Source organism: uncultured Fluviicola sp. (assembly GCF_902168135.1).
In the GTDB taxonomy this organism is placed as follows: Bacteria; Bacteroidota; Bacteroidia; order Flavobacteriales_D; family Crocinitomicaceae; genus Fluviicola.
Genome location: NZ_CABHOL010000018.1, coordinates 1 through 12,423, shown reverse-complemented (window position 1 = coordinate 12,423; position 12,423 = coordinate 1). Strand labels below are relative to the sequence as shown.

Annotated in this window: 11 protein-coding genes; 1 reads left to right on the top strand and 10 read right to left on the bottom strand. The window is 41.7% G+C overall.

The genetic code is table 11. From position 1 onward, the window contains the following. Positions 1 to 10 precede the first annotated feature (10 nt). The 10 genes from QZT69_RS06665 to fsa form a co-directional block, all read right to left on the bottom strand. Entirely contained in the window at positions 11 to 610 is a 600-nt protein-coding gene (locus QZT69_RS06665) for a lysophospholipid acyltransferase family protein (RefSeq protein WP_294672061.1), read from the bottom strand. A 35-nt stretch (positions 611 to 645) separates the two neighbouring features. Continuing rightward, complete coding sequence (locus QZT69_RS06660) at positions 646 to 1,461, bottom strand: phosphatidate cytidylyltransferase (RefSeq protein ID WP_294672058.1); 816 nt, start codon at positions 1,459 to 1,461, stop codon at positions 646 to 648. A gap of 145 nt (positions 1,462 to 1,606) precedes the next feature. After that, complete coding sequence (locus tag QZT69_RS06655) at positions 1,607 to 2,200, bottom strand: CDP-alcohol phosphatidyltransferase family protein (protein ID WP_294672055.1); 594 nt, start codon at positions 2,198 to 2,200, stop codon at positions 1,607 to 1,609. Between the two features lie 3 nt (positions 2,201 to 2,203). Continuing rightward, entirely contained in the window at positions 2,204 to 2,950 is a 747-nt protein-coding gene (locus QZT69_RS06650) for a hypothetical protein (RefSeq protein WP_294672053.1), read from the bottom strand. A gap of 160 nt (positions 2,951 to 3,110) precedes the next feature. Further along, complete coding sequence (locus QZT69_RS06645) at positions 3,111 to 4,988, bottom strand: T9SS type A sorting domain-containing protein (protein ID WP_294672051.1); 1,878 nt, start codon at positions 4,986 to 4,988, stop codon at positions 3,111 to 3,113. A gap of 72 nt (positions 4,989 to 5,060) precedes the next feature. Next, positions 5,061 to 7,007, bottom strand: a complete 1,947-nt coding sequence (locus QZT69_RS06640) for a lamin tail domain-containing protein (protein WP_294672048.1) — start codon at positions 7,005 to 7,007, stop codon at positions 5,061 to 5,063. 477 nt (positions 7,008 to 7,484) lie between these two features. Further along, positions 7,485 to 8,117, bottom strand: a complete 633-nt coding sequence (locus QZT69_RS06635; protein WP_294672046.1) for a hypothetical protein — start codon at positions 8,115 to 8,117, stop codon at positions 7,485 to 7,487. A gap of 31 nt (positions 8,118 to 8,148) precedes the next feature. Beyond that, a complete protein-coding gene (locus QZT69_RS06630; RefSeq protein ID WP_294672044.1) occupies positions 8,149 to 10,437 on the bottom strand; it encodes a M1 family metallopeptidase in 2,289 nt (762 codons plus the stop codon). 2 nt (positions 10,438 to 10,439) lie between these two features. After that, positions 10,440 to 10,940: a DUF6702 family protein gene (locus tag QZT69_RS06625; RefSeq protein ID WP_294672041.1), complete on the bottom strand. Its 501-nt coding sequence runs from the start codon at positions 10,938 to 10,940 to the stop codon at positions 10,440 to 10,442. A gap of 210 nt (positions 10,941 to 11,150) precedes the next feature. Then, positions 11,151 to 11,807 carry a fructose-6-phosphate aldolase gene (fsa, locus tag QZT69_RS06620; RefSeq protein WP_294672038.1) on the bottom strand — a complete coding sequence of 219 codons (657 nt, stop codon included), beginning with the start codon at positions 11,805 to 11,807 and terminating at the stop codon, positions 11,151 to 11,153. Positions 11,808 to 12,202: 395 nt separating this feature from the next. On the opposite strand from fsa, the gene QZT69_RS06615 reads away from it, so the two are divergent. After that, positions 12,203 to 12,423 (top strand): hypothetical protein (locus QZT69_RS06615; RefSeq protein ID WP_294672035.1); only part of this gene is annotated, 221 nt, incomplete at its 3' end.

Here is a 12,423-nt window from a genome sequence, read left to right as displayed (position 1 = left end):
CCCTACTTCTTTAATCGAATTCTTTCTTCAGCGCGTGGATCTGGGCTTCTACTTCACTCACAATCTCATCTGCTGTTTTTCCTTTCGGGAATACAGGCGATCCGATATACATGTAACTATCGAAGGGTACCGGAACCGGATCTCCTTTGGGCAGAATTTTTCCCAATCCTTTCATGTAAACAGGAATAAAGGGAATATCCGGACATTGCTCCATTACCAATCCAACTCCGCGTTTGAACTTCTGGAACTTTTCGGGTTCACCTCTTGAACCTTCGGGAAACAACAACAGAGAATCTCCTTTTTGCAATACTTCAACCATCATTTGGATAGGATCCGGCCCGGTTTCACCTTCTTTCGGACGGGAACGCGGAATAAGGATCGCATTGACAAAAAACCTTGTCAGTGCTGCTTTGAAAGGTGATTTTCCAAAATAATCCCCTGCAGCGATCGGGTGAGTTTTGGCTAATTGCAGCAAAGGCAGGTGCGACATAATCGAAATGGTATCCAAATGGGAATTATGGTTCCCAACTATAATACAAGGACCGTTGTAAACCAAATGCTCTTTATGAATTAGCTTCGTCCCCGAAAAAAGTCGGAGTGCCGTCCGCATAATGACGGAATAAACTATAAACAGCGTTAACTTTTTCACTGGAGGTAATACAAGTTATAGACAATGTGGAAAAACACCGGAGCCGTTAAAGCCAGGGAATCGATCCTGTCCAGGATGCCGCCGTGCCCCGGGATGGTGTTTCCCGTATCTTTCATCCCGATGTCACGCTTAATGGCAGAAACTACAACATCACCAATAAAACCGGTAACGGCTACGGACAAGCAGATCAAAACAGCCTCTGTCCCTGAGAAAGGAGTTAAAAAACGTAGAAAATAACCAACTACAGTAGTGGTGATAATCCCACCGATAAATCCTTCCCAGGTTTTGTTCGGACTGATCTTTGGAATGATCTTGTAACGACCGAACATCTTTCCCCAGGTAAACTGGAAAACGTCATTCATTTCTGTAATAAAGACCACAAACAACAATAAGCCACGGCCACCTGCTTTGAATCCCTCCAATTCCGGTAAGCTCAGTAGGAAAGCCAAATGACTTACTCCAAAAACGGTCAGCATGAGCTGGGTTGGCAATACCGACATAGAGCGTCCAATATTCTCCGTTACACCGCGAAGTACAAGCATAAAAGGAATCCATAAATGCATGAAGATCGGAATGAAAGTCAGGAACAGACTGTATTGTTTGTAATAAGCGAATAAATATTGGACAGGGATTGCCAGGTAGCACCAAATGAGAATTTTCCGGTCTTCCTCCCGTACATTTTTACTAATCGAGGCTATTTCCCGAAGAGCCATGAACGAAAGTGCCCCGATTGCCACAAAAGAGATTGCCGGATCCAAAACGGTAGCAACCACAAAGATCGTTGCCATCATCCACCAGGATTTCGTACGCATTTTTAACTCGGCAATATTCGCATTGGGTTTTACCAGACCATAATCCAGAACAGGAGCGTGGCGAAAACCAGGATGCCAAAGATCAAACCGATTACGATCAGCGTCTCTTTATTCTCCACAAAGGCAATTAAATCAAATTTTAATATCATGAAAGTGTCTTTTTAATTCGAACGGCTGTACTGATTACCAACAACAAACTGCCGGCACCGAAAATGTAATTCAATGCGGCTTTTATTTCCGGGAAGAAATAGAGCAGGAGCAGTGTGAGACCAACCAATAGCGCGCGGTCACTTTTCCCCATCGGACCGTCATAACGACGTTCGCCGTTGATTGCTTTAGCCAAAACTCCGGTAAATTCATTAACAACTCCCAGGATTACAAACCCAAATAAAACAAGGGGATGCAGCCCTGGAAGCAGTACCAAAGGCAGAAACATGGCAATATCGGCCAGAATATCTCCCAATTCATTCAGTAATTCTCCTTTTTTGCTCTGCATCTTGTATTCACGTGCCATCATTCCGTCCAAAGCATTCAAAGCCATTCTGACTAATAATGAAACCGGTAAAACAATCAACATAAACCCGGATGGTTTCCAATAGAACAACCCTCCGACAGCAAAAGAAAGAACAATGGCAGACCAGGTGATTCCATTTGCAGTAACTCCCATTTTATACAATTTGGCGAGTACAGGCCGCAAAAGCTGCTGGAATTTAGGCTTTATGTTGTAGATAGAGATCATGTACTAATTCTTCGTTAAAGGATCATGGCTCGGAGCAATGCGGTTTACCTTCGTTCCAAAGTTCCCGGTTTTGATAAAATTCAGGATCTCCGGACCAACTTTTTCGATGTGTGTATACATTTCGTCGTGATTCACCGGAGCATAAAAGTAATCCGTATACTCCTGGTTGAGTGAATCAACAGACCACTTGATTGGCCCAAGGGAGCTTGCCGTTTTTTGATGCCTCAGGATTAATTTTGTCGGAACAGTTTCTATCAACAATCCGATTTTTCCTTTAAAAGTTGTTACAGGTGGATAAGGGGTTGTTGCCAGTTCGTGATTTACATCGCCAATAACCAATTGAGCAATGAATTTACTGTCCTTCATCAAGACATAGGGAGCACGTTCCTGCAAAGGACTTCTGTCATAAACAATTGTTTCTATGTTTGTTAAAATTGCTTTTTGAAACCAACGGTTGAATGTCCAGCTGCCGATAATGTAACAGAAAAAATGGACTTTTTTATAGGAATTCAGTTCGTGCTTTTTAGAAAACCGTTCTAATTTATCGACTCCCATATCAATTCCTTTCCGGTAAATGTAAGATGGCTGGTAAACGTCGTAACCCTTATTTTTGAAGTATAGGGCTATTTTACGTTCATTGTGTACTTTGGAACCCAATCCGGCTAAAATAACAATTGCTTCACGCTCACTTTTAGGCTGTGATCCGGACTGCATGTAAATAATGTCTCTCCCAAAAGAAAACACGCTCATAAGTAAACAGGTTATGACCAGGCAATAAGGTTTCATGGAACGAATATATCTATTTCAACGAAACCGCATTCTGTTGAGAACGAAATTAACGCATTTTAATAAAATAAAAAGGGCGTTCCACACAAGTAGAACGCCCAAGTCGCACCTAACAGATTTATAATCAATGAAAAACAACCATTTTTCCTGATACAGGAAGGCTGTTTTCTGCGTTGATCCGATAAGTATATGTTCCGTTTGACCAATGATTTACAGGGATTTCCAAAAGATTCATTTCCCCCGGAATATCAGCACTGTAAATGATTTTTCCGCTTAAATCTGCGATTGAAACATTCTTCGAAACACCGGTTAGACCGGCTGAAAACTGAATTTGAACGAATTCTGAAGCCGGATTCGGAAAAACATTCAATACCGGTTGATCGGAAGTTTCGATTCCTGCTGTAGAAGAGATCATAAAACAACTGTCTACCATACAACTGTTTGCATCTGAAATATCCACACAATAGTTCCCCGGAACTGCCGTTATTTGGCTCAAAGTTGTATTATTTGCCCATTCGTAGGTATATGGAGCACTTCCACCGCTGACAGTTAAACTGATTGTTCCGTTGCAGGAAGCGCACGTAGCATTTGTAATAACCGCAGCAACCGTTATTGCGGAAGGCTCCGCAACTGTGTAAGTGCTGCTGTAAAGACAGTTATTCGCATCAGAAATAGAAAGATTATAGTTTCCTGCCGAAAGATTCGAAGCTGTCAGACCGGTTTGATTGATTCCGTTTCCGGTCCAGGAAGTGGTATAAGGAGCAGTTGCACCGGTAACAGCGACCGTAATTTCTCCTTCATTTCCGGAATGACAAAGTGCATTTGTAATGGACTCAACAACATTAAATGCCGGAATTGAAACCACCTGGAAGGAAGAATCTGCAGAACAGCCAACTGCATCAGTAATCAAAACAGCCATATTTCCAGCTGAAAGGTCTGTAATATCTTCTGTCGTTTGTCCGCCTGACCAATTGTACTGAAGCATTCCCGTTCCACCGGAAATAGTCAGATCGATTGCTCCAAGGCTGTCCGGACAATCAGGCTGAAGGATCGAAGCGCTTAAAATGATTCCCGGATTCACAAGCAGACTCGTTGTGTCCATCCCGTTTACAGGAGGATTACTTGATCTTACGCGCAAGCGATAGGAAGCGTCTGAAGTTCCGGTGGGAATGAATCCGTGAATAGTACCACTGTTCAACTGACTATTCAATAAGCCAATTGTTACCGGCGCAGCGAATGACCCTGCAGCATCTGACAACTCAAGTGAGTAAGTATTGCCGGCATTAAATGTTCCGGAGGAATTAAATGTTACCTGTACACTGTCGCCTTTAACCGCAGAAACACACAGTGCATTTGTTGTCTGAACAACAGGAGCCTCGATCGCATTCATTGGTGCGCTTAGCGAACTTCCGTAAATTTCCGTGCCATTGATGATTCTCATTTTCCCCAATGAGCTGCTGGCATGCCATGCTACCAAGCGGAAAACAATACTGTCGGAAGCCGAAACCATTAGCGGTGAAGCAGGAATAATTGTAATAGAAGTAGTAGGGGCGGTTGTTGGATTTAAAATCGTATAAGTATTTGGAGTAACGGATACAAATGAGTAGCCGGTAGCTGGAGATTTGTATTGAAGGATGCACGAATCCGGTCCTGCGCCTGTTCTTCCAAGTATCAGTAAAAGACTGTCGACCTGGAAAGAAGTAGCTGAATTAGCAGTGGCCGCAAATGTAAAATAACGATTGGCCGCAATGGCATCAGCAGAAGAAGTATTCTGCCATTGACCGGAATTGATCCCGTCGGAAGAAGTAGAAAACTGGTTTCCGGAACCTCTGAGAGGCTGGTTAAAAGTAACCCCCGATCCTGCCGGAAGGTTTGCAAAATAATTATCCGGAGTGGTCAGCCATCCGGAATAAGTTGTTGGATTGAAAGGTGTTTGTGCTTTTGCCGTATTTAATCCCAGGCAAAAAGCGGCTGCTAAAATAAGTACTGATTTTTTTTTCATGTTTATGATATAAATGTTTAAAAGAGTCCCTCTGCCGAAACAGAAGGACTCTTCCTGTAAGAATTGAAATTCTTATTTTTCTGTTCTAACTACACGAAGTGTTTGGTTTTCAGAAGCAGAAGCAATTCGGATAAGGTATGTTCCGGGAGCAAGTGCTGACAAGTCAGCCTGCATTCTGTGAGTTCCTTTTTCCAACAATCCGTTTTGGATAGTTAGTTGCTCTTTTCCTGAAAGATCCAACACTGTGATAGAAACTTCTTCCTCAGAAGTTGTGTTGAAATTGATCATTACAGAACCTGTAGTTGGGTTCGGGTACAAGTCAGCTGCAGGCGTATTGGAACTTGTTTTCATTGCACGACCTTCCGCACAATTTACGTTTACGTTGATCTGTCCCGGAGTTGCATTACAGTTGTTGAACGTGCAGAATGTTCCTGTAACTTCAATCACAGAGTTTACATCTCCAACTTCAACTGTTACACAGTTATCAACTACGTTATTAATGATTCCAGTTCCTGAAACCACTGCAAAGTTGTAAGAAGAAGCTCCGAAAGCATGCGTTCCCAAACCTGTAACATCATCCTGGGAAAGTGTATCCCATTCAGTGATTAATGTAGGGAAACCTTCGAATCCGGGTAAAGCCGGATTTACAGTAATACCTGAGTAAACACATGCTTTACGTACCAATGTTTTGTTTTCAGTAGACCATCCGAAAGTAGCGCTTGTTGAATCGCTGTCTCTCCAGTTTGATCCCGGATCGTTTCCTACAGAACCAAAGATGTCTGCTACAGAAGAAGTATTTCCGTTGTACAATACCAAAGCATCGTCACCGTTGAACTGCAGGTTTGCAGAGAAAATGTTCGGTGTACCGGTCCAGGCTGTTGCAGAAGGATGAGCAATTACGATTGTTCCTCCGGCAGTAATAGTTCCTGAAAGTGCAATAGTGAAAGTCGGCACCCCTGCAAATGATGCTCCGTTGTGGAATGCCTGTAGTTCATAACCGGCTAAATTGATATCAGCGCATGTTCCGTTGTAAATCTCTACGTATTTATTGAATCCGCTTCCTTCAACGTATTGAGAGAAAATTAAATCGGAAGCTTTTACATTCACGCAAGCCGATACTTCTTTTCCTTCACATCCTTCCAGCGTGATCGGACAGTATTCTACCTGCGGGTAAACTAAAACGTAAACTTCTTCAGAAACTGCTTCACATCCGTCTTCGCTGCTCACTACAACATGGTAAGTACCTGAAGTGGAAGGAGTGTAAACATCCAGGTTTGCTCCTGAAACAGCTCCATCCTGGTTATACCACTGGTAAAAAGGATCAACGATTCCAGTTGTAGATGTCAATTGAGGCATTGTTGCACCTGCACAAATAACAGTAGCTCCGGATACATTGATTGACGCTGTCGGATCACCGCAAGAAGTAGTTGAACCACAAGAGAAAGCGATGTCATCGATTCTGAATTGAGGATTGGAAGAAGAAGTACCAACCAATGTGCTTCTGAAACGAACGCGCAGGTTTGCTACATGAGCACCTGCCGGCAGTGCTGTTCCTACTTTGTGCCATTTTGCAGTTCCTGTTCCTGTTGGTAAAGCCGGGAATGTAATTCCTGTCCAGGTAGCTCCGTTATCATTGCTGTATTCCAATACCAGGAAGTCAACTCCTGTTGAAGCATTGGTACTTTTGTGAACCCCGAAAAAGATGGAATCGTTTGTACGGCATCCCGCTGCATTTACCCCTTGCATTTCAAATGTTTCCTGAGCCTGGATCAGGGTGTTGTAACTTCCTGAAGCTCCTGCATAACCGGTAGAAGGAGTAGTGGTTCTCATATCTGCAGTACCTACATAAGTAAGTGCTGTCAAATCAAAATTTCCCGCTGCTTCTCTAGCGCTGATAGTCTGAGTACCGCTTCCGACAGTTCCCATAGTTTCCAATAATTGTCCGTTAGCGACAAATCCTGTGAGTGCCAGTACACTCATTGTAAATAGTGATTTTACTACTGTGTTTCTCTTCTTCATAATTGAAAATTTATTAACGTGAATAGATGGTTTCGAAACCACAGCTAAGTTACAACGGACTGATTTTAAAGGTTTAAAGCAAATAATAACACTGCTTTAAATTTTCAGAGCACTTAAAACCAATATTAAGTTTCAATGATTTAACAAAACGGAAAAAATCGATTTAGACCTAAAGAAAATGCAGGTAGTATGTTTTACCAGTTTTAAAACACACCGAAATAGAAATTTCTGGATTGATTTTTGATTTATATAAGATGTATAAAAAGAATGGTTAGTCTTTTTAGAAGCTGTTATTTTTTTCGTTAAAACAGACCTCAAAATACAGATTTTCAACCTTTTTTAGAAAGCAAACACTTGCGTAATACGTGTTTTACAATTTGCTTAACAGGTTAAAGATTCATATTGTTGTTTACAGAGAAATAAGTTCTTTAAGGCTCAGGGAAATACTTTACTACAGCATGTTAGTAAACGAGCAGGTTACTTTAATGGCTGCCAAACTTCTCTGGAGACACGTTTATTTGTAGCAGCTTCAATAATAGGGATCAGTAATTCATTTTCGCTTTTACCACTGTCTTTGATCAACTTTTCAAATACCAATTCAGCCAGCGGAAATATAGAAGTCAAATTTATTTTCCAGCTGCCACTCTCTTTATAAAACTCGAAACGCACTTCAGTCGGAGCGCCCTTCACTCCCAATGGAGCAGAAGCAAAATTATCATTAACGATTATTTGACCTATCGAATTTTTGGCAATACCACTTTTCCCGACCATTCCATGATCAACAGAATAAATAAACAAATCTTTTCCTGAAAAGGTCAACAATTCCTCTTTCGAAATTTTAAGCCGCATGATCAAAACCGACATTTTGTCCATTATTGAAAGCGTTTCGACCTTTGATGAATCTGCACTGATAGTTAATTCTAATATATCCGAGTAATATTGAATGGTTTTGCTATCAACTTCTTTTACAGCTTCAGTACCACGATCATTAAGTAAATCCGAACGGTACTTATCGAAAACAGCTCTTATTAATGTGTCCTCGCTATTTTGAGCTAATAAAGAAGTTCCAAATAAAGGAAGAAATAAAAGGAACAGAATGTGTTTTTTCATAATTCAGATGATTCAGGGTAAAGATACCAACCTATTGTCCACTCTCCAAACGCTTCTGGCGCTGCATGGGGTTCTCATTGCTCTGTTTTTGCTGGAACAACTGAAAACGCGTTGGTTTGGAAGCAGGAGGGAAGGAGTTGTTGTTTACATCACAATCTGCTGTTTCCAGGAACGGGTCCAGTTGGAATGAAACGGCCGGTTTGTCGAAGATCAGTACTTTGGTAACCGTGATGTCGTCCATCTTCCAGATTTCAGCCGGAATGCGTACTTCTTGTTTGGAACCGTCTTCAAAGGTTGCCTGGATGATCAATGGCGTTACTAAACCACCTTTATTGGTGAAAGACAATTCGTAGAACTGCTTTTTGGATTCAAGTAATTTCTTTTGCTCCGGGGTTAATTTCGCCTGGAACTCTTCGTATTCTTTCTTGTCCAAACGATCCGTCTGGTAGATATCGCGCTTTGCATAGAAATCGTCAATGGCCGGGTCTTTTTCATTCACTGTCTGCTTGATGGATTCTTTGTTGCGGATATCTCCGATAAACTGAGGCTTCGATTCGTCGGATTTTTTGTTTGCTTCTTTTTCTATTTCCGGATTGTTCGAATTTAATTCGAAGTGCTTCACATAATCCAAAGAAACGTCTACGTACTCCGTGGAATAGAACCAGCCTCTCCAGAACCAGTCCAAATCCACTCCGGATGCGTCTTCCATGGTACGGAACAAATCTGCCGGAGTAGGATGCTTGAATTTCCAGCGCTCACAATACGTTTTGAAGGCAAAATCGAACAATTCTCTGCCCATCACGGTTTCACGCAGAATGTTCAATGCTGTAGCCGGTTTTCCGTAAGCGTTATTCCCGAACTGCCAGATAGATTCGGAATTGGTCATGATCGGAGAAATGTATTTTTGATCGCCGCGCATATAATCCGTAATCATGTATGCCGGACCTCTTCTGGAAGGATATCCGCGTTCCCATTCCTGTTCTGTCAAATACTGAACAAAGGTATTCAACCCTTCATCCATCCACGACCACTGGCGTTCGTCGGAATTAATGATCATAGGGAAGAAATTGTGTCCTACTTCGTGTATAATGACTCCCCACATCCCGTATTTTGTCTGCTCAGAGTAAGTTCCGTCTTCGTTCGGTCTTCCACCGTTGAAGCAGATCATCGGGTATTCCATTCCAATCTGGTTGGAATGAACGGAAATGGCAACCGGGTATGGATAATCAATCGTGTATTTCGAATAAGTCTGGATGGTATGTGCAACCAATTTGGTGGAGTAGCGCTCCCAAAGCGGATTTCCTTCTTTCGGGTAAAAAGACATACACAGGATATTCTTTCCTTTTACAACCGTATTCTGTGCGTCCCACATGAATTTACGAGAAGTCGCGAATGCAAAATCACGTACGTTTTTCGCTTTAAATGTCCAGGTTTTTGTTCCTGTTGCTTTGTTTTTCTCTGCGTTTTCCGCTTCTGCCTGGGTAACGATCAAAACCGGAGTATCAGATGATTTCGCCTTTTCCATGCGCTGTCTTTGTTCGGCAGTCATAACAGAAGCCCCGTTTTGTAATTCTCCTGTTCCTGCCACAATGTGATCGGAAGGAACGGTAATGGAAACCTCGTAATCCCCGAACGGAAGCGTGAATTCCCCTTTACCCAGGAACTGTTTGTTCTGCCAGCCTTCCACGTCGTTATACACACACATTCTAGGGAAAAACTGGGCGATCGTGTACAGGTAATTATTGTCTTTCTCGAAATATTCATAACCGGATCTTCCTCCGAATTTCATCCGGTCGTTGATGTTGTACCACCACTTGATCTTGAATGAAATACTTTGCTTTGGTCCCAGAGGTTTTGCCGGATCAATACGCATCATGGTTTTGTTGATGGCATAATGCATTTTTTCACCGTTTGCTGCAGCAACCATTTCGATGTTGAATCCTCCGTCAAAAGTCATTAATTTGCGCTCTACGTCTTTGATAGACTGAAAATCTTCCATTTTCTCCACCGCAATCAGTTTGCTGTCTGAATCGGGTTTAAAGATATTCTGATCTAACTGCAGCCATAGATATTCCAATACATCCGGAGAATTATTGGTGTATGTAATAATCTCTTCTCCGCGAATAGTCTGCTTGGCATCATCCAGAGTCAGGTTCATTTTATAATCAGCTTTTTGCTGATAATAACCGTGTCCGGGAGCTCCGGCAGCCGTGCGGTATTCATTCGGCGTAGGAAGTTCGATATCCAATTGAGCAAATTTGGTTTGCGCTGAAAGATTCAAAGCGAATAAAACCGTTGAGAGAGAGAGGATTTTTTTCATAATTACAGGGTTATAACTTCTGTAGGTTTAGTTGGTAAAAAAACAGCTGTTTGTTTTTCGGTATTTCGAATAAAAGTGACTTTGTTTTGTTGATTCGGGAAGGATTCCATGAGCAGATCAAACCTGAAGAAGAACGATTCCGGCAATTCAACCACTCCGCTTTCCAGGTAAACATAAAGCAACCCTGTTGGCAATACATCAAACCCGATTATTGAAAGCGGGATAGGGGAGTCATTGACAGAAATACTGAATCCTTTTGCCAGATGTGATTCCAGTTGTTTTTTGAAGTCTGCGTTCCCGCTTTGATTCTCGATGTGTTTTTCCAGCGTAATACCCGCTTTTTTCATATCGAACTCCAGGTCGTGTGCACTTATTTCAAGCGTAACTTCCAGTTTTTTAGTCGACAAATTGTATTCCACCTCACCGAAAGCGAAGTAATACTCATGTGCATTCACCGAGAATAAAACAGAAAGAAATGCAAAGACTGCAAGAAGTTTCTTCATAAATAGAATATTATTGCAAAAATAACAGAATGGTCATAGAACACAACCAATTTTGGACTAAAGGAAGAATAATGTAGTTGAAGGTGGGGATTCTCCTGATAAATAGGGGTTCGGAACTTTAGAGTTGAATATCCTGGATTGTTCAAAAGATCAAAAGGTTCAAAAAGTTCAAGGTTGTCAGATTTGAACTTTTTGAACGATTGAACATTTTTACTTGTTCCCCTTTGCGTGATCTGCCAGGAACTGCGCCAATCCGTTATCTGTAAGCGGGTGTTTTGCCAATGCCAGGATAGCACTCAATGGTCCTGTCATGACATCTGATCCGATCTCAGCACACTGAATGATATGCATCGGGTGGCGGATAGAAGCCGCAAGGATTTCAGTTTCAAATCCGTAATTGTCGTAAATAACCCGGATTTGCTGGATCAGGTCCAAACCGTTTGTAGAAACATCATCTAATCGGCCAACAAACGGAGAAACATAGCTTGCGCCTGCTTTTGCTGCCAATAACGCTTGTCCGGCGCTAAAGATCAGTGTACAATTCGTTCGGATTCCTTTGGAAGAGAAATACTTGATCGCTTTAATTCCCTCCGGAATCATCGGGATTTTTACCACAATATTCTTATGCAGTTCAGCCAAAGCTTCGCCTTCACGGACCATTCCTTCGAAATCAGTAGCAATTACTTCAGCACTAACCGGACCGTCTACAATATTGCAGATATCCACATAATGCTTTAAAATATTGTTTTGCCCCGTGATTCCTTCTTTTGCCATTAAAGACGGATTGGTAGTTACCCCATCCAAAATCCCCAGGTCGTTGGCTTCGCGAATGTCGTTCAGATTTGCTGTATCGATGAAAAATTTCATATTCTTTTATTTGAACGGCAAAGTTAAAACCATTTAGGATGCAATTCCGAATGACGAATGCCGAATTACGAGTTTTTATCCACAGTTTTTTATCACAGAAGACTCTATGCATTAGGATCCGCGATCTCCGCCTGCGGCAGAGCTCTTTAAATTGAACCGCAAAGGACGCCAAGGGCACTAAGATGATAGCATGAAACAATCCCCACCTTCGGCATAGCTTTAATCTTTCCCGCTGATGGCGCAGAGGAGCGCAGATTATTATCGGGGTGGCTCAGAATTTACTCACCAAATGACCTTTGATATAAAAACGCAATATTACGTCAAGCAAATTTGTGAATCTTACATGTGAAGTAAGACAATTTGTTTACATTTCAAGAATGTTGACACACAACAGTATGAAATCATTAATTCTTTTCTTAATCATCTTCATTTCATTTGAAATGAGTGCCCAAACCATAAAAACTTTTTCGATCAATCAAAAAGGAGTACCACTTGCAGATTCAAAGAATCCATATTCCTTGATCTCACTTATTGGTTACAACCGATATAAATTAATGCACAACAAGTCTTTTAAAGCTTTAGATTCTCTTACTCTATTAGCTATTCAACAATGGAA

Coding starts and splice junctions, on each gene's coding strand:
- QZT69_RS06665 (WP_294672061.1), bottom strand. CDS start 610: ATGCGGACGGCACTCCGACTTTTTTCGGGGACGAAGCTAATTCATAAA.
- QZT69_RS06660 (WP_294672058.1), bottom strand. CDS start 1,461: ATGCGTACGAAATCCTGGTGGATGATGGCAACGATCTTTGTGGTTGCT.
- QZT69_RS06655 (WP_294672055.1), bottom strand. CDS start 2,200: ATGATCTCTATCTACAACATAAAGCCTAAATTCCAGCAGCTTTTGCGG.
- QZT69_RS06650 (WP_294672053.1), bottom strand. CDS start 2,950: ATGAGCGTGTTTTCTTTTGGGAGAGACATTATTTACATGCAGTCCGGA.
- QZT69_RS06645 (WP_294672051.1), bottom strand. CDS start 4,988: ATGAAAAAAAAATCAGTACTTATTTTAGCAGCCGCTTTTTGCCTGGGA.
- QZT69_RS06640 (WP_294672048.1), bottom strand. CDS start 7,007: ATGAAGAAGAGAAACACAGTAGTAAAATCACTATTTACAATGAGTGTA.
- QZT69_RS06635 (WP_294672046.1), bottom strand. CDS start 8,117: ATGAAAAAACACATTCTGTTCCTTTTATTTCTTCCTTTATTTGGAACT.
- QZT69_RS06630 (WP_294672044.1), bottom strand. CDS start 10,437: ATGAAAAAAATCCTCTCTCTCTCAACGGTTTTATTCGCTTTGAATCTT.
- QZT69_RS06625 (WP_294672041.1), bottom strand. CDS start 10,940: ATGAAGAAACTTCTTGCAGTCTTTGCATTTCTTTCTGTTTTATTCTCG.
- fsa (WP_294672038.1), bottom strand. CDS start 11,807: ATGAAATTTTTCATCGATACAGCAAATCTGAACGACATTCGCGAAGCC.